Annotated in this window: 17 protein-coding genes and 1 pseudogene; 6 read left to right on the forward strand and 12 right to left on the reverse strand. The window is 63.5% G+C overall.

Annotated elements, in window-relative coordinates; genetic code table 11:
• Window positions 1-62 precede the first annotated feature (62 nt).
• From LPA37_RS22890 to LPA37_RS22900, 4 genes are all read right to left on the reverse strand, one after another.
• Complete coding sequence (locus LPA37_RS22890; protein ID WP_229013794.1) at window positions 63-1274, reverse strand: amidase; 1212 nt, start codon at window positions 1272-1274, stop codon at window positions 63-65.
• 143 nt (window positions 1275-1417) lie between these two features.
• Complete coding sequence (locus tag LPA37_RS27750) at window positions 1418-1552, reverse strand: hypothetical protein (RefSeq protein ID WP_267478191.1); 135 nt, start codon at window positions 1550-1552, stop codon at window positions 1418-1420.
• Window positions 1553-1712: 160 nt separating this feature from the next.
• Window positions 1713-2384: a glutathione S-transferase family protein gene (locus tag LPA37_RS22895; protein WP_228983518.1), complete on the reverse strand. Its 672-nt coding sequence runs from the start codon at window positions 2382-2384 to the stop codon at window positions 1713-1715.
• A gap of 102 nt (window positions 2385-2486) precedes the next feature.
• Complete coding sequence (locus LPA37_RS22900) at window positions 2487-3455, reverse strand: hypothetical protein (protein ID WP_229013795.1); 969 nt, start codon at window positions 3453-3455, stop codon at window positions 2487-2489.
• A 126-nt stretch (window positions 3456-3581) separates the two neighbouring features.
• Between LPA37_RS22900 and LPA37_RS22905 the strand changes: the two genes are divergently transcribed.
• The gene (locus LPA37_RS22905; RefSeq protein ID WP_229013796.1) at window positions 3582-4505 is read left to right on the forward strand and encodes a LysR family transcriptional regulator; all 924 of its coding nucleotides are present in this window, start codon (window positions 3582-3584) and stop codon (window positions 4503-4505) included.
• A 174-nt stretch (window positions 4506-4679) separates the two neighbouring features.
• Window positions 4680-5405: pseudogene (locus LPA37_RS22910) on the forward strand (MlrC C-terminal domain-containing protein); the annotation flags it as partial.
• Window positions 5406-5415: 10 nt separating this feature from the next.
• Here LPA37_RS22910 and LPA37_RS22915 read toward each other — a convergent pair.
• The 3 genes from LPA37_RS22915 to LPA37_RS22925 form a co-directional block, all read right to left on the reverse strand.
• Window positions 5416-6321 carry a LysR family transcriptional regulator gene (locus tag LPA37_RS22915; protein ID WP_229013797.1) on the reverse strand — a complete coding sequence of 302 codons (906 nt, stop codon included), beginning with the start codon at window positions 6319-6321 and terminating at the stop codon, window positions 5416-5418.
• Window positions 6322-6489: 168 nt separating this feature from the next.
• Window positions 6490-7458 carry an alpha/beta hydrolase gene (locus LPA37_RS22920; RefSeq protein ID WP_228983530.1) on the reverse strand — a complete coding sequence of 323 codons (969 nt, stop codon included), beginning with the start codon at window positions 7456-7458 and terminating at the stop codon, window positions 6490-6492.
• A gap of 26 nt (window positions 7459-7484) precedes the next feature.
• Complete coding sequence (locus tag LPA37_RS22925; protein ID WP_229013798.1) at window positions 7485-8369, reverse strand: MBL fold metallo-hydrolase; 885 nt, start codon at window positions 8367-8369, stop codon at window positions 7485-7487.
• A 598-nt stretch (window positions 8370-8967) separates the two neighbouring features.
• On the opposite strand from LPA37_RS22925, the gene LPA37_RS22930 reads away from it, so the two are divergent.
• Complete coding sequence (locus tag LPA37_RS22930) at window positions 8968-10086, forward strand: porin (RefSeq protein ID WP_228983535.1); 1119 nt, start codon at window positions 8968-8970, stop codon at window positions 10084-10086.
• A gap of 218 nt (window positions 10087-10304) precedes the next feature.
• Here the strand turns inward: LPA37_RS22930 and LPA37_RS22935 are convergent, their stop codons facing one another.
• From LPA37_RS22935 to LPA37_RS22945, 3 genes are all read right to left on the reverse strand, one after another.
• The gene (locus LPA37_RS22935) at window positions 10305-12782 is read right to left on the reverse strand and encodes an alkaline phosphatase family protein (protein WP_229013799.1); all 2478 of its coding nucleotides are present in this window, start codon (window positions 12780-12782) and stop codon (window positions 10305-10307) included.
• 267 nt (window positions 12783-13049) lie between these two features.
• On the reverse strand, window positions 13050-13691 hold the full coding sequence (locus tag LPA37_RS22940) for a hypothetical protein (protein WP_229013800.1): 642 nt from the start codon (window positions 13689-13691) through the stop codon (window positions 13050-13052).
• A 214-nt stretch (window positions 13692-13905) separates the two neighbouring features.
• Complete coding sequence (locus LPA37_RS22945; protein ID WP_229013801.1) at window positions 13906-14145, reverse strand: TDT family transporter; 240 nt, start codon at window positions 14143-14145, stop codon at window positions 13906-13908.
• A 202-nt stretch (window positions 14146-14347) separates the two neighbouring features.
• Between LPA37_RS22945 and LPA37_RS22950 the strand changes: the two genes are divergently transcribed.
• From LPA37_RS22950 to LPA37_RS22960, 3 genes are all read left to right on the forward strand, one after another.
• A complete protein-coding gene (locus LPA37_RS22950) occupies window positions 14348-14605 on the forward strand; it encodes a hypothetical protein (protein WP_228983543.1) in 258 nt (85 codons plus the stop codon).
• 73 nt (window positions 14606-14678) lie between these two features.
• The gene (locus tag LPA37_RS22955; protein WP_228983545.1) at window positions 14679-14897 is read left to right on the forward strand and encodes a hypothetical protein; all 219 of its coding nucleotides are present in this window, start codon (window positions 14679-14681) and stop codon (window positions 14895-14897) included.
• 43 nt (window positions 14898-14940) lie between these two features.
• Window positions 14941-15201, forward strand: coding sequence for a hypothetical protein (locus LPA37_RS22960; protein ID WP_229013802.1), 261 nt, complete (start codon window positions 14941-14943; stop codon window positions 15199-15201).
• A 96-nt stretch (window positions 15202-15297) separates the two neighbouring features.
• Here the strand turns inward: LPA37_RS22960 and LPA37_RS22965 are convergent, their stop codons facing one another.
• Window positions 15298-15501, reverse strand: coding sequence for a hypothetical protein (locus tag LPA37_RS22965; protein ID WP_229013803.1), 204 nt, complete (start codon window positions 15499-15501; stop codon window positions 15298-15300).
• A 262-nt stretch (window positions 15502-15763) separates the two neighbouring features.
• Complete coding sequence (locus LPA37_RS22970; RefSeq protein ID WP_229013804.1) at window positions 15764-15997, reverse strand: hypothetical protein; 234 nt, start codon at window positions 15995-15997, stop codon at window positions 15764-15766.
• Window positions 15998-16159: the final 162 nt, after the last annotated feature.

Genomic DNA, 16159 nt, shown 5'->3' on the forward strand with positions numbered 1-16159 from the left:
GTTACCCCGCGCGCGCGGGCGGGGCGCGCAAACAAACCCCCCCCGCCGCCCCGCAACCGGCGTTACGCCGGCCGGGTATCGCGAATGAATTGCTCGATTGCCAGCGCAGCGTCGAACAGGCGCTCGTCGTCGCCGTGTCTGGCGACGAGCTGGACGCCAAGCGGCAGTCCATGAGCGCCGAGTGCGAACGGGAGGGTGATGCACGGCAGGCCCAGCAGCGTCCAGACACGATTGAAGATCGGGCTTCCGGTGCTTCCATACTCGACGGCCTCACCCGGCGCCGCCGGTGTGACCAGAATGTCCGCGTTCGAAAAAATCGCCTCGATATCGATGCTGCGACGCGACTCGAGCGCTTTCCGGTAGTCGTCGAAGCTAACCGGATCGTCGTTCAGGAACTGGAACAGGCATTGACTCAGTCGATCCGCGAACTGCAGCCGTTCGGTGGTGAGCTCGGCGCGCATCTCGAACTTCATGATGGTGTGGTGCAGCGCATCGAGGCCGGCCGGTAACGCGGCTTCGTTCGATGCACCGATCGCCGACCCGAGGCGCAGCAGCGCGGTACGAAGTTCGGGCGAAGCCTGTGGCCAGTTTTCCGTGCGGCAGATTCCCAGAACAGGCGGCCTGGAAGGCGCCCGGTCCGTGAGCGGCCTGAGCGCGGACCAGATGGATCTGGTGGTGAAGACATCCCGTGCCATCCATCCGATGCAGTCGAGGCTTCTCGACGTCGGCTTGACGCCAGCGAGACTGAACATGCCGTGGCTGGGCTTGTATCCGACGATTCCGCAAAACGAAGCGGGGCGGATGATCGATCCGGCCGTTTGGGTTCCGGTTGCCGCTTCAACCTGAAAGTCCGCGACGGCCGCCGCGGAACCGGACGACGAGCCGCCTGGAGAGCGCCGCCGGTCGACTGGATTTCGCGTGACGGGTGGCGTCAGATACGCGTACTCCGCCGTCGCGGTCTTGCCGAATATCAGCGCGCCGGCATCCCGCAGCATGGCAACGATCGCGGCATCCGCGAACGCGACGTGATCCGCGCAGGCGGAAGAGCCGCAGCCAGTCGCGAAGCCGGCGACATCGATGATGTCCTTCACGCCAACCGACAGGCCGGCGAGCGGCTTTCCGCCTTCACTTCCCGAGGCGAGGAATTCCCGTTCGATCGCGGCGGGATCCAGCTGTGTCCATGCGCCGATTTCATCGCGCCGCTGGACTGCGCGTTCGAGGTGAGCGCGCCAACCCTGTGGGCGACCGGTCGGATACGAAGAAGAATGGGTCATCTGAAAATCGCTCGTCATGGGTTTGCCCGGAGAAACGGAGCACGGTGTGTTCCGTTCAGCAGCATCCTTGCGTAACCCGGTTAAGGCAAGTGCAACTTTGGAAAGGGTACGTTGCCTTCAGGGCAACCAGGGGACACGTTGCCTCATGGTGCCGTCGCTAACGCGATGCACAAATCCTCGACGCTCATGTTCCGTTGCATCGCGAGGGTGCGCAGTGCGGCATAGGCGCGGTTCGCGCCGCTGCTCATGCGCCCGAAAAAACGGACGACCTCCGCCATTTGTGCTTATGGTCCATACCCAAAAATGGACCGGCAAGATCAACATCTGGCAGGGCGTGTTGCTCTGGGAGCAACACTCGTACAACGCCCGTCTCCGGGCGGGTTGCACCAGCCGGCAGGCGTTTCATTTCACACGCATTCCGGCTGGTGCATTCAGACGCTATTGATTTTGCGGGAACATCGCGCGCCGGGCGTCGTCGTCCATTTCGGTCTTGAGCGTCAGGCTGCTCTTCAGCGCATTGACGCGTGCGGCGGCGGGGCGTGCCGAAATTTCATCGACGAGACGTTTCACATGTCGATAGTCGGCAAGACCTTGCTCACCGAAGATATAGGCCGCTGAATTCGCCCAGCCCCATAGCGCGATATCGGCAATCGAATACTGGTTGCCGGCAAGGTAAGGCGTGTCAGCGAGCCGTCGATCGAGTACCTGGTAATGCCGTTCGACTTCCTTGACATAGCGGTTGCGGGCATACGGAAGCGGCTCGGGCGCGTAGTGCAGGAAATGCACGGCCTGACCGGAGAACGGCGACAGACCTGTCGCAACAAGTTGAAGCCAGGACAGCGCCGCCGCGCGCCCAGCTGGCGCGGACGGCATCAGCCTGTCATGTTTCTCCGCGAGATGCAGAAGGATCGCGTGAGAATCGAAGAGTGTGATGCCGTCGTCATCGAGCGCCGGTACTTTGCCATTCGGATTGATCTTCAGGAATTCAGGTGCGTGCTGCTCTCCCTTGAAGATGTCGATGGGTTGCAGGTTATACGGCAACTGCAGTTCTTCCAGCATCAATGCGACTTTCGTGCCGTTCGGCGTCGGGTGGAAGTAAAGGGTCAACATGGGGATTCCTTCAGTTTGAATTGAGCGGATCAAAGGCAGGCATTGGCAAAGGCCGCGAGGCAGTGGGCTTTGCCTGACGCCTGTGCCTGGGAAAGTGCCGGTCTAGAATTGCTGCAGGATATATTCGCTAACCTTGGGTGCATCCGGCTTGAACAGCGTGTCGATCCGCGAGTTCAGGACGTACACCTGACCATTCTTTTTCACGGCCGCAGTGGGCATGGACTGTTCGCTTTTTTGTTTGCGGACAATCGTGGCGCTATGCCAGCCATCGGTGGAAACCAGTTCGACGGTCTGATCCACGCCCGCGTTTTGCACGACGACAAGATGGTTGCCGTCGATCAGGTTGAATCCGTCCGCGCCTTTCAACGGCGCTGACAATTTCACCGGTTCGATTTTCGACGGATCGTTGAGGTCGACACGGAACAATTCGCCCGAGTTGTAATTGCCGGTCAGCAGATAACCGTCGCGATGTATGGCGATGCCATTCAGGTTGAAGCCTTCGCCGGTTTTGAAGCGTGCGTCGCGCGCGAAGATCGACGCGTGTCCCTTTGTGTCGATGCGGTAGATCACCGGCGCGAAACTGTCGGTCACATACGCGTTACCGCGGGCGTCGAGGACCAGATCGTTGGCCAGATGCGCACCCGGATCGAGACTCGACAGATCGTAGTAGGCACGCGGTGCTCCGGTGGTGGCGTCGTAGGTCGCCACGGCCGCCAGCTTGCCGCGCGTGGCCTCACTGGTGCGTTCGCCGGCGCCCGGATCGGAGTTGGTGACCCACAGCACGTTGCGTCGGTCGTCGACCAGCAGGCCGAGCGTGGACACGAGACGGCTGTCCTTGATGAAGACCGTGTACCGGCCGTCCGGCGTGACCTTGCCAACCGTGCCGTGCCGGACCGAGCCCACCATGAAGACGTGTTGCCGCGCGGACCACGTGACGCTTTCCGGATAGGCCTGGTCGGCGGTGAACGTGATGTCGCCGGCGATCGCCAGGTTCGAGGCCAGCAAGGTCGCCGCGAGCACCGTGCCGGTCCACAGCTTCCGTGCGGTGAAATGCATGTTGCGAGTTTTCATGATCGTTTCCTTTTTCCCGGCACCATGCCGTCGATTCGATGGCGTGATTGTGCTTTTGCGGGAATTGCTAAACAATCGGCTAACATGCAAAGTCAGATTGCAATAAATGCAAAAGTGGAGCGCTGGATGCTAAAAGACCTGGAGGTGTTTGTCGCCGTTGTCGAGGCGGGCAACTTTTCCACGGCTGCGCGCGAACTCGACGTCGCGGTGTCGTCGGTGACGCGCAGGATCGACGGTCTGGAAGCCGAACTGGGGCTTCCGCTGTTTCGACGGGGAACGAGAAGGCTGGTGTTGACCGACGCCGGGCAGCACTTCCTCGGCACGGCGCGCAACGTGTTGCTGGAGTTGACCGAAGCGCGCGATTTCCTGTCCAGCAGCGATGCCGAACCACGCGGCGTGCTGACCATCGCCGCGCCGTCGGCTTTCGGACGGCGGCACATCGCACCTGCTGTGCGGTCGTTCCTGATGAAATACCCGCACATGAAGGTCGATCTTCAACTGAGCGACAAGGTGATCGATCTTTCGGTCGAGCGTGTCGATCTGGCCATACGGATCGGGCGCCTCACGGATGGCGATCTCGTGGCGACCCGGCTCGCGCCGTTACGGCGGCTGGTCTGTGCCGCGCCGGCCTATCTGGAGAAAGCCGGGCGCCCGGGCACGCTCAGGGAACTGGTCGATCACGAATGTCTGACGGTGTCGTCAAAGCCGACGCCGCCTGGCTGGTGGACCTTCCCGGGTCTGAACCGCGGCGCGCCGTTGCCGGTCAGCGGACGCCTTCAGTGCGACGACACGGAGACCCTGCTCGACGCTGCTGTCGCGGGTTTGGGTGTGGTGCATCTGGCGAGCTGGCTGGTCGGCGACTGCTTGCATGAAGGTCGGCTCGTGTCGCTGTTTTCGTCCGACGACGGCAACGCCGTCAAGGACGCCCCCGCGATCTACGCGGTTCGCCTGCCTGGCCGCTCGCACGTGACGAGGGCGCGTCTGTTTCTGGAGCATATTCGCGGGCACATCGGCGATCCGCCGTATTGGGACCGGCCTTTGCCGCGATGAGTGAGCGCGCGCGAACCCGGCTGGGGCGTTGCCCGCAAGGCAACGCCTGACTGCCGAAGTTGCGCTTGCCCGCCGCGCTTTGCTCAATGACGATTGAGCCGTGCTGGCATGCTCCACCGCCGGCGATCGTGGAGACAGTCACCTCCGTTATCGTCGCCGGGCGATGCAGCCGCTGCCGCGCTGCGCGTAACGCTCGACGCGCTGTACGGCGCGATCGTCGATCAGGAAGCCGCGTGGGAAGTTCCGTTCCTGACATCCGACGAGGCAGTCCGCGAAGCAATGCGCCTGAGCGCGGCTGCTACCAGACCGGTTGTGATCGCGGACACGCAGGACAACCCCGGCGCGGGCGGCGACTCGAACACGATGGGGATGGTGCGCGCGCTGCTGCGCAACGGCGCGCAACGGGCCGCGGCCGGATTGATCTGGGACCCGGCCGCCGCGGCGCAAGCGCATCGGGCGGGTATCTGCGCGCGCATCGATGTCGCGCTCGGCGGCACATCGGGCGTGCCAGGCGACGGACCGCTGTGCGCCTCGTTCGAGGTCGTCTCCGTGACGGATGGCCAATGCCGGTTCGACGGGCCGATGATGCACGGCATGGAGGTCGATCTTGGCCCGGTCGCCTGTCTGCGGATCGACGGCGTGTCGATCGCAGTGAGTTCGGTCAAATCGCAGATGCTCGATCGCAACCTCTACCGTGTCGCCGGAATCGAGCCGGAGACGATGGGTATTCTGGTGAACAAGAGCTCCGTGCATTTTCGGGCGGATTTCGAACCCATCGCACATGCGGTGCTGGTCGCGAAGGCACCCGGTCCGATGATCGCGGACCCGGCCGATCTGCCGTGGACCCGCTTGCCGCGTGGCCTGCGAATGCGCCCGATGGGCCCGGCGTTCGAAGGCTGATTACGCGCGCTCAGACAGGTTGCATCGCGCGAAACAGCGTGATCGCCCAGTCGACGAAGACCCGCACCTTCGACGCCAGATGCCGGTTCGCCGGATAAGCGATATGAACCGGAATCTGGCCGGCATGCCAGGCCGGAAACAGCCGTTGCAACGCGCCGGATTGCAGATGCGGCTCGACCAGAAACGCGTAGGTGGTCAGCACGCCGAGTCCGGCAATGCCTGCCGCGAGCGCCGCGCCCGAATCGTTGACCGTGAGCTGATGGGCGCCGTGGACCTCGACCACGGCATCGTCGCGTGCAAGTTGAAACACGAAGTCGCGGCCCGAGCGCGGCGACGTCATGCGCACGATCGTGTGGCCTTGCGACAGACCGGCCGGTTCGCGTGGCATGCCGTGACGCGCAAGATACGCAGGCGAGGCGCAGATGATCAAGGGTAACGTGCCCGCGGGCCTTGCGATCAGCGAATCGTTGAGCAACGGCCCGAGCCGCACCACGCAATCGATATTCTCCGCGATCAGATCGACCGGGCGGTTGCCGATATTCATTTCGACCTGCACATCCGGATAGCGCGCGAAGAAATCGGGCATCGCGGGCATCACGACCTGACAGGCGAGCGAGCCGGGCAACTCGATCTTGATCTTGCCTTTCGGCAAACGGGTCGCACTCGATACGCCGCCGTCGAGCGAGCCGACCTCGTCGAGAATGCGGATCGAGCCTTCGTAGTAGGCCTGGCCTTCCTGGGTTAACGTGAGCTGTCGGCTCGTGCGATGCAAAAGCCGTACGCCGAGGTCTTTTTCGAGTTCCTGGACAAGACGCGTGACGGTGGACTTCGGCACGTTCATCAGGTCCGCGGCGCGGGTGAACGTGCCGGAATCGACCACCCGGACGAACGCCTGCATGGCGGCGAGTTTATCCATTCACGACACCAGTCGGGTTGGCACGATGCAATCGCGGATCGGGGACAGGCGGCACGTATCGTCCGCTTCGGTCTATGGACATCCGGGGATTCTCGCACACCGGAAGAAGAGTCCGACGAGCGGATGCCCCGCCCGAACCTGCTGTGTCACCGGCAGGGCCGGTGTCGCTCATGCCTCGCCCAGAAAGCCGGCCAGCGCGTCATACGCGTGACGGCGGTTCTTTTCGAGGACCAGCATGTGCGTGGCTTCGCCGAGTTCGAGCCAGCGCTTGTCGGGCGAGCCGGTCAGATGAACGAAATAGTCCTGGGCCAACGCCAGCGGCACGTCGACATCCCATTCGCCATGGATGAGCAACACGGGCACTTCGATCTGGCCGGGGTCGTAGAAAGGCTTGCCCACCGCCCAGAATTCGCGGATATCCTGGACGGGTCCGTTGACGGCGCGGATCGACTGGCTGGCGCGTAACGTCGGGTCAGGTTCCGTGCGGACCGTATTGTCCAGCCACGCTTCGAAGCCGCCGTCGGGAATCAGCGTATCGCGCTTCCATTGCGGCGCAGCCCCGACCCATCTTTCGCGCGCATCGGCGGCGCGTACGACGCGATAGCCGCCAGGCGTGGCGCCGGCGCCAAGCGGGATCGGCCTGTCGCTGACCCACTGCGGCGCGATGAGTCCCAGCTTGCGCACCTTGTGGCCGTTGCGCGCCGTGAACGCGCCGGTGACGCTGCCGCCCCACGACATGCCGATCACGTTCAGACGTGCAATGCCCGACGTGCGAAGCACGAAGTTGACGGCTGTCGTGAAATCGCGGATTCCGGTTTCGGTGCGCACCAGCGGTTCGCTTTGCGACGCCGGCAGGTTCATTTCCTGCGGGCGGGTGGACTCGCCGTAGCCGCGCACATCGACGGCATACACGTCGAAGCCGGCGTGCGCCAGATAGTCCATGAACGAATAGCCCTCGATCGGGGTGTCGTAGAGACTGCCGGAACTGTAGGTTGCACCGTGCATCAGCACCACGGTGCGTGCTTCGCCGAAATTCTCGCGGCCGGCAGGCCGCTTGTTGCGGACATGCAGTTCGATGTCCGGCGTGTCGCCCGGAATCATGAAATCCCGGGTCTGAATAACTGTGTCGCTGGTCATGATGATCGCCCGATGAGGGTGTGCGGTTAACGGGGAATCCACACGAAGCCGGTGTCGTCGCGTTCGACGACGCCGGCCGACGTGCCGGGGAAATGGCTGCTGAAGAATGTCGCGCGGTGGTCCGCGGCATGGTTCAGGGCCCACAGGCGCGAGCGTTGCGCATCGTCCCCAAACTCGCAGAACACGGAGTTCCATTCCGGTTTCGCGACCTGCACCGGGTGATGCATGACGTCGCCGGAAAATAGCGCATGTTCGCCGTCGGACGCGAGGCTGATCGACAGATGATCGAAGCTGTGACCTTTGGTGCGGTGAAACGTGAATCCGTCGACCGGCTGTTGATGTTCCGCGTCGATCAGCAGCGCCTGGCCGGCATCGACGACCGGCTGGACGCTGTCCGCGAATACGCCGGCACTCGGCGTCCGCACATGCTGTTCGTCCGCGTAGAAGCGGTATTCGGCTTCGGAGAATACGTACTGGGCGTTCGGGAAGGTGGGCACCCAGCGCTCGCCACTGCGTATCGTGTTCCAGCCGACGTGATCGACGTGCAGATGCGTGATCAGCACGAAGTCGACGTCGGCGGGCTGCACGCCGGCGGCGGCAAGGCGTTCGAGATACGGCGTGTCGAGCTGGTCGAACAGCGGGTTGAGTGGACGGCTCTTGCCGTTGCCCGCGCCGGTGTCGATCACGATCGTATGGCGGCCGGTCTGAACGATCCAGCTATGCACGCTGAGCGTCAGTATCTGGCCGTCGGCCGACGCGTTTTCCGCTCCGATCCAGCGCGGCCTGTCGTGCGTCAGAACCGTCCGGTCCCTGGCGGGAAACAAAAAGTCAGAGGGTACTTCGGGGCGAATCAGTTCGGTCACGCGGGTGACCGTCGTGCTGCCGATCCGATAACGTTGAATGGTGTCCACTTGAGTGCTCGTCCTGCTGGAGGAGACCCCGGCGGGGTGTCGGGGCATGGACGCCATGGTGCCGCCGCCGGGCCGCGCGAGGAAGCAGGCCGCGGCGAAAGGATCGTTGCTAAAAGACGAACGTCGGGAAATTCATCAGCAGTTCCGCGGGGTACCCCGGTCAGTGCCACCAGGGATCGGATCGAGGTGCCTGGATTCGTCGATGGGCGCGGTGAGACTGGCGACACGCACGATGCTTCCATCACATACCGGGTATCACCTGGCATCACCTGGTATTGCCGTCAGACCGTGCGCACCGCGCAACTCATCGCATACCCTGGGTTTTTCGCACCCACCGGGACGCACCTTTTCTGGCGGCCCGAAGCCCGTATTCCGTGCGCCGGACGGCATGCGTTTTCTGCAAGCTTATGATGAAAATAATGCATTGGTGTAATAGATGCCGTTGACGTGAAATTAGCACGTCCATTCTATTTTCGATATGACCGGTCACCCTTGATCCGGACAGGCCACGCCAGCGGCACGACCCACGGGGGTCGCCGGACACCAGAAAGCTGTGCAATCAGATCCGCTGCAGGCGGACACAAAAGAGGAGACATGCATGCGTTTGATCAGTCAGGGTATCTGCGGGGCCGCGCTGGTTCTCGTCGCCGGCAGCGCGGCGGCGGCCGAGTCCGGTGTGATGTTGTACGGTGTGGCCGATACGCTCGTCCAGTACCTCGACAACGGCGGGCAGCATTCGTATTCCGAACGAAGCGGCGGCTCGACCGGTTCGCTGTTCGGGCTGAAGGGCAATGAAGACCTGGGCGGCGGCCTCAAGGCGCAGTTCGACGTCGAGACGGGTTTCAACCTCAACACGGGTGGCCTGTTCGCCGATACGTCGTCGCTCTTCTATCGTCAGGCATGGGTCGGGCTGGATCACGCGACGTACGGCTCGCTGTCGTTCGGACGTCAGTACGAACCGAGCTTTCGCATCGTCTATCCGACCGATCCGTTTCGGGTGAACGAAGTCGCGTCGCCGTTCTCCGCGGCTGTGCTTGCGGTTGATCGCAACACGCTGTCGACGCAGTACGACCCTGGCCGCGCGAGCAATTCGATTCTTTACCAGTCGCCGGATATGCGTGGGCTGAAGCTGTTCGGCATGTACGCGTTCTCGTCGACCATCACCCAGCCGGTGCAGGAAACGACCGGCAACATGCTGAACGTCGGGCTGCGTTATTCGGGCTACGGCTTTTACGCGGGTCTTGCGTATGTGAACCAGCATCCGGGGCAGGAAACGATTGCCTCGTTGCCGGCACCGCTCAGCCTGCTCGGCACCGAGCACTTTATCGGCGCGCTGGGTTACCAGCTTGGCATCGTGAACTTCCAGTTCAACTATTCGTATAACCGTTCGAAGGATCCGGCGCCAGGTTCGCTCGCCGCGCGGCTCGGTACGGCGCATTCGCTGAGTATCGCCGAACTGGGCGCGACCATTCAGGTGACCTCCGCGGACGTCATCGAGATCGCGGGTATCGAGCGCAACGTGCGCGGCGCGCACGACAACACACCGGGCATCGAGATCGGCGCGGAGCACTCGATTTCAAAGCGTACGACCTTCTACATGCGCGCGGGTTACATGAAGAACAACGGTAGCGCGACGGTCAGCTGGCCGGGCGTCACGGTGAGCACAACGGACACGAAGCAGGTGCTGGCGATGATCGGCATGACGCACCGCTTCTGAGCGGTGGCCGCGTGAACACAAGGCATCCGGCAATCCGCTATGCGGGAACCGCCGGATGCCTTTGTGCTTTTCACGTCACGCGTGAGGAGAGCGGTTTTCCGTGAGGGAAAGCGCGATCTGTGATCGCGCCGCTCAGGCAGGGTCTTCGAAGGTCATATCGTGAGTTTTCGGACGCAACCGGTGTCGCGCCGAAAGCGTCCGCGCAATAGCGGGCCGCGTTACTGCCGGGGCCGCTTCGTGCCCGGCGTGCGTCGCCGCTTCGCCGCAGCCGGCGCTGGCGTGACGGGAGTCACGGCGACGCCAGTCGCATTGGGCGCAGCGTGGTCAACGGTCTTGCCATCCAGTGACGTCGCAGCCGCAGCCGCAGCCGCAGCCACGGCCGGCGCCACGGCCGTGCCGGGCGGCACGGTGATCTCCGTTTGCGAAGCGGGAGGCTTGCTGGCCGCCTGAGCCGCGAACATCCAGCGCTCGACGTTCAACGCGCGCTGGTCGATAGCCGGCTGCGCATCGCCGGTTGGCGCTCTCGCGGCGAACAGCGCCGCCGCCGTTTGCGGTCCAGCCGTATTGCGCTGCTGCTCCTGTTGCACGAGTTCGGCGTAGGAGACCAGCGCCGCTTGCGCGTCGTGGAAGCTCGACGGCACATCGGCGACAGCAGCCGCCATCTGGACGACGCCCGTCGCCGCGATTGTCGCCGGCGTATCCGTGCGCGGCTTGTCGAGCGATATCGTTGAAGCGAAGCTGCCGACCGGATTCAGCCCCGGCCCCGACATCGTCCGGCGGCAAAGCTGCGGCAGTTGCCATTTGTCGCACGCATAGCGAAGCACACTGGTGTGATCGTAGACGGTGTGATCGACGCCGGCCGGCACCCACGGCGACACGAGAATCGCGGGCACGCGCACGCCGAGGTGATCGAACGCGTAGTTGTCGGTGTGATCGTCGGGCGGCGTCGCGGCGGGCGGCTGGACGTGATCGTAGAAACCGCCGTGCTCGTCGTAGGTAATGATGAGCAGCGTGGATTCCCACAGTGCCTGGTTCGCGCGAACCGCGTTATAGACGTCCGCGATCAGCTGCTCTCCAGCGGCGATGCCCGCAGGCGAATGCTGGTCGTTCTCGACACCGCCCATGCCCGCGAAATAGCGCGGCTCGATAAACGCATACGACGGGAAGTTGTCAGCCTGACCTTTGCAATCGGTGAAGAATCTGTCCATGACCTGATAGTGATTCGTCAGCAGACGCTTCTTCAGGCGCGTCAGGACGATCGACTGCGGAATGCCGCCGTGATAGATCCGCCATGAAATGCCTTTGGTATCGAGGCTGTCGTATAGCGTCGGCTGGCTGTAGCGGCCGAAAAACATCCGCACGGTATCGAACGCGCCGTTGGGCATCAGCACGTCGCCGAGCGTGGTGCCGCTATGCACGAACAGACGGTTCGGCCATGTCGGACCCGGCATCGACGAAAACCAGCGGTCGCACACCGTGAAATTTTTCGCGAGCGCATGGAGCGCGGATAGCTCGCCATCCCTGAAGTACGCCATCACCTGATCGCCGTCCGGAAGCGGCGCATCCGGGCTCATCCGGCGATACTCATCGACGAAATGCGCCATGCCGTCCTTGATCTGCGCCTCTACGTTGTCGAATTCATGGGGCACCTTGAAGTCTTTCCGGACGAACTGCGCGGCGATCGGCTTCTGCGTAAACGTGACGTTGTTTTTCGCGTCGAGATTCGTACCCGGATTGTCTGGATCCACACCGTCGATGGCGTGATTGAACGACGCGCGCAACGCGCCGAGCATGTGATCGAATGAACGGTTTTCGAGCATCAGGACAACCACGTGCCGGATCGGATCGTTCGATGCCGCGACCGTCGCTGCCTGCATCGTCGCAACGCCGGCTGCGCGATCGCCGGTTCCCTGAGCCGCGCCGTTCGCGCCGTTCGCACCGGTACCGCCTTGCGGTGTCGCGGTGAGGGTCGCGGCGAGCATCGTGTCGCGCAGCACCATCCGTCCGCTGCCAGATTCCGTTTTCATCCGCAGACGCCGGGCCGCCTTCGGATCGTGCGCGAAAAACTGCTGGTTCCTGCCGGATGCCGGATCGAAGAAGCCGATATAGCCGCCCGGGTTGACGCCGAACGAAGCGAGGCCGGTCCCGCAGAAATCGTTGCGCGCGCCAGCCTGTTCGCCCGCGGTGAAGTAGTGCGGCAGCACGAAGTTCGACACCGACACGCCATCGATCTCGTAGCATTGCGACTGCACGGCGTCGCACATTTCGAAGAAGTGATACACCGTGCGATCGGGCACTTCAGGATGCGGGCCCAGTACGAGCAGATTGCATTGCGGATCGCCCACCAGTTCGAGCGCTTCGTGCGAAAGCGTCGTCGACCAGTCGTCGCCCAGCGATTTGCACAGATCGAGAAACACAAATCCGTACGGGATGCCCGACAGATTGCGATCGTGATAGCCGAGCGCGTCGTTCGAACCCGCTGAATCGAGCACGTACAGGATCGCGTCGCCGCGCAGCTCGTTCAGTTGCTGAAGGTCGGCCGCCGCGCCCGTCGGCCCCTCGACCCGCAGCCGGCCGCCGAACGCCCAGTACGGTTCGAAATCCTCCGCGATCTGACGGTTGATCGCGCGAACCACGCGATGCATTTCCCGCTCCGCAATGCTGCTCGTGCGATTGACGACAGAAATCTGGAACATGGGGCGCTCCGATGAGTGTCATGCGTCGCGCTGCCGGCGCAACGGATACGCCACGCGAACGAACGACCGTTCGAGGTCTGCGGCGGTATCCGGCTTCCTCCGACGAATGAATCGCCATGGCGAAGATTAGGCGCTGCGCGGAGTGCGAAGCAAGCTTTGCGTGACGGCTGGGCGGAATCGTTCGCGGCAGCCAAGGCCCTTCGAGTCTGTCGCCAGGGCCACTGCCGGTGTGTTTCCCGAATGCGGACACTGCACTCCGGCGCGGGATCAGGATTTGCGGGCATCCCGGTCCGTGCCATGCCGGTTGCCGGCGGCTTCGTGAACCGGATGGCCGTGCTCGCCGTGCTGCGGATGTTGTGCGACCCGATGCGGACTCGCGTCATGGCCGTGCTCGTGCCCCGCATCGTGAGGTCCTGACGGGTGGCGATGGTCGTGCTTACGCATCGCCACCGCCTCGCGGTGCGCATCGTGACGCGCCACCTCACGATGATGTTCGTCACGCGCGTACCGTTCGGGCAGATGGCCGTTGTGATGCGCCATTACTTCATGCAAATGTGCCCTGCGGCGATACACGTCCCGGCGATGGTCGCCGTGCGCGTAGAACTGCCGGTGACGCCTGCCGTCGGAACCGGTGAACCCGATGTACGTGCTGCCGTTCACGTACATCACATCCCGGTCGGTGGCCGCCGCGATATACACGTCGTATTGCGCGGGCGCATACGTCTCGCGCACCACCGGCTGCGTCACTACGACGGCCGGGCGTAGAGGCTGCGGTGCGACGACGACCGTCGCGGATACGGGTTGCGGGGCAGGCTGGACGACAACCCGCGCCCCTCTCGGGGTGGTGACACATCCGGCCAGCGTGATGGAAAACGCAACAACAGCGCAGGCTAGCCTCGAATCGTTCAAACCGTGCTCCGACGTCAGATTGAAAGGATGTCGTGGATAACGGATCAAACGGGGTTTTACTTGAATTGCATGCGACGTGCGGCCAGTTGCACGACCTTCGTGTTGCCGCTCGCGCCGTTTTCCGGCGCTGCCGCAGGCGCGACCGCCGCGGGCAGCGCGGGCAGAAGCTTGCTCACCGTCTTCACGATGAAAAAGCCGGGACGGATGGCCGCGTTTACCCGTTCCGGCGGCCGGCCACCCTGCCACAGGCGGCCGTCCGGTGGCGCAGCCACTTGTGCGCATAGGTCAGAAGAATGGCAAGCCACGTCGCGAGCGCGGCGAATGTCAGCAGATCCACGACGGCGCCGGGCACCGGCCAGAGTTTCGCTGCCACGCGCCATGTGTTGACGAGCGCCAGCGATCCGGCTGCAATACCGAAGAAAGCGACTGGCATGGGACCACGATGGGTTTTCATGATGAGCTCCTGAGTTGCGTCACGTGCCGGCCATGCTGCACTGGCACATCGTGAGAAGCACTTTAGGGGGCGGTATGAAAACCGTGAATGCCGTTCAGGTGCAATAACATGCCCGCTCGTCTCAGGTGTGGCGTTGCAGGGTCTTTCCCTTTTGCGGTTTTGACCGCATGCTAGGGTTTCTGCACCGATCCGGAGACGCATCATGGACGAGCAGCAGGAACATCGCGGTTTCACGATCACGGTCAGCACGCGCGACGACCGCGCGGGCGGCGCGTTTGTGACGTTGCTGATCGAGCGCGCGTCGGCGCCGGGCCACGATACGCGCAGCGGGGCACCCCGTTCCGAGCCGGAGCATTACCGTTCGGTGCGCGCCGGGCCGGCGGCCGTCGGCGAAGCGATGGACCGCGCGCGCCGCGCGATCGACGAGGCACTCGGCGAGCCCGATCCGCTAGGAGACTGAGGTCGGCCCGCGCGGCCCCGCACCCCGTACTCGCGGGCACACCAGAAAAACATCAAGACAAAAGGACGCTGCCATGCAGTTCGACTACAAGACATTTCATATCGATTGCCGGGCCCGGCACGACGAAGATGGTCATTACGTCGCGCGCGCGCGAATCACGGTGCCGGCAGTGGGCGCCGGGCGCGTCACGGCGCACGATTCCGGCGATATCGATTCGTTCGTGAGCGAAGCGGACGCCATTTCCTGCGCGAAGGCGTGGGCCATCGAATGGTGTGACGAAAACTGGGACTGAACCGGGCGCGGCGGTTCCGCGCGCGAGGACGAGGGAGAGCGACATGCCGCGTGAAGCCAGAACGGAACAGGAACTGCTTGCGCTTGTGAGCGCCGCGCTCGAATCGGATCCCCACACGTGTGGATGGACCCCGACCGGCATTCAGGAGCAGGAGGAAGACAACGAGGGTTGCAACTGGGACATCCCGTATCTGCGCGGCAACACGAATGTCGTCGACGACACCGATGCCGACGTGAAGGACACCGTGATGCCAGTCGCCGCCGGCATCATCAACACGCTGCGCAGCCGCTACAGCCTGCTATAGCCGCGGGCGCGTCTTGCGCCGGATAAAAAAACCGTGCCCCTCCCGCCGCGTCCGGCCGGAGGGGCTCTTCTTTTAATTTCGGGCATGACGAACGTCCTACAGATAGGTTCCGCCGATGCGTCCTTCAAAGATGCCGATGTCGATGTCCCAGTCGTCCACGGTACCCGTGGACGTGCCGTCGACACCGACGCGCACCGCGCGGCCACCGCCCAGACGTTTCATCTGGTCGGTGGTGAGCGTGGCTTCGCGGGCGTCTTCGACGGAGGGCGTGAGGTCTTTGATAACGACAGTGGCTTTCATGGCAGTTCTCCTGTAGGCGGCTGGATGAGCACGGTGGTGTGCCCGCGTCCAGTTGTGCAAGGGCCATGCCATTGGAGCGACGCGCGCGGACGAATTCGCGTCGCAGGTTGAGTGTGCGTTCAGAACGCGCAGCGACGGGGTTTTCGGGCGTTGTTTCGGTCGCGGATTCGCACGCGCGTGCCGTTTGCTGCACGCAATGTGTTGGCGTGTGGCGAACAGACGGGCCCGTTGCTGCTGGAATCCGCGCGCTACGGTAGCCGCGCTATTTGTGGCGTAACGAAGGCGACGCCGCGATGCGGGGAGCGGTACCGGATTGCGCGTGCGGCGCCTGCCGGGCGGCAGGAAACCCCGGTGGATAGTCGACGACACGTAGCGCGCCGGACACCTGCTGGGCGACGTAATGCGTGCCGATGCGTGCGCCGCCGACGATGGCGGCCATGGCCTGCCTGTCGAGCTCGACGCTTTCGGTCAGATCGGTGATGACGAGGAGAGTCATGACGGTCCCAGGTGATCATCCAGGCAATCATGGAATGCATGGAATGCGAAGTGCGGCAGCCGGCATGGCCGGCTGCCGCACGATGGTTGCCGATGCGCGGACAGCTTCGCACAATCAGTATAGGAAATTCGCCTTCACCCCGTATGCCGCGATTCTTTATTT

This window comes from Paraburkholderia gardini (assembly GCF_907164545.1).
Classification (GTDB): domain Bacteria; phylum Pseudomonadota; class Gammaproteobacteria; order Burkholderiales; family Burkholderiaceae; genus Paraburkholderia; species Paraburkholderia gardini.

What these genes read in the sequence shown, in the direction of transcription:
- LPA37_RS22930 (WP_228983535.1), top strand. Translation starts at nt 8,968, where the DNA reads ATGCGTTTGATCAGTCAGGGTATCTGCGGGGCCGCGCTGGTTCTCGTC.
- LPA37_RS22965 (WP_229013803.1), bottom strand. Translation starts at nt 15,501, where the DNA reads ATGAAAGCCACTGTCGTTATCAAAGACCTCACGCCCTCCGTCGAAGAC.
- LPA37_RS22960 (WP_229013802.1), top strand. Translation starts at nt 14,941, where the DNA reads ATGCCGCGTGAAGCCAGAACGGAACAGGAACTGCTTGCGCTTGTGAGC.
- LPA37_RS22915 (WP_229013797.1), bottom strand. Translation starts at nt 6,321, where the DNA reads ATGGATAAACTCGCCGCCATGCAGGCGTTCGTCCGGGTGGTCGATTCC.
- LPA37_RS27750 (WP_267478191.1), bottom strand. Translation starts at nt 1,552, where the DNA reads ATGGCGGAGGTCGTCCGTTTTTTCGGGCGCATGAGCAGCGGCGCGAAC.
- LPA37_RS22890 (WP_229013794.1), bottom strand. Translation starts at nt 1,274, where the DNA reads ATGACCCATTCTTCTTCGTATCCGACCGGTCGCCCACAGGGTTGGCGC.
- LPA37_RS22900 (WP_229013795.1), bottom strand. Translation starts at nt 3,455, where the DNA reads ATGAAAACTCGCAACATGCATTTCACCGCACGGAAGCTGTGGACCGGC.
- LPA37_RS22935 (WP_229013799.1), bottom strand. Translation starts at nt 12,782, where the DNA reads ATGTTCCAGATTTCTGTCGTCAATCGCACGAGCAGCATTGCGGAGCGG.
- LPA37_RS22955 (WP_228983545.1), top strand. Translation starts at nt 14,679, where the DNA reads ATGCAGTTCGACTACAAGACATTTCATATCGATTGCCGGGCCCGGCAC.
- LPA37_RS22945 (WP_229013801.1), bottom strand. Translation starts at nt 14,145, where the DNA reads ATGAAAACCCATCGTGGTCCCATGCCAGTCGCTTTCTTCGGTATTGCA.
- LPA37_RS22920 (WP_228983530.1), bottom strand. Translation starts at nt 7,458, where the DNA reads ATGACCAGCGACACAGTTATTCAGACCCGGGATTTCATGATTCCGGGC.
- LPA37_RS22905 (WP_229013796.1), top strand. Translation starts at nt 3,582, where the DNA reads ATGCTAAAAGACCTGGAGGTGTTTGTCGCCGTTGTCGAGGCGGGCAAC.
- LPA37_RS22970 (WP_229013804.1), bottom strand. Translation starts at nt 15,997, where the DNA reads ATGACTCTCCTCGTCATCACCGATCTGACCGAAAGCGTCGAGCTCGAC.
- LPA37_RS22895 (WP_228983518.1), bottom strand. Translation starts at nt 2,384, where the DNA reads ATGTTGACCCTTTACTTCCACCCGACGCCGAACGGCACGAAAGTCGCA.
- LPA37_RS22950 (WP_228983543.1), top strand. Translation starts at nt 14,348, where the DNA reads ATGGACGAGCAGCAGGAACATCGCGGTTTCACGATCACGGTCAGCACG.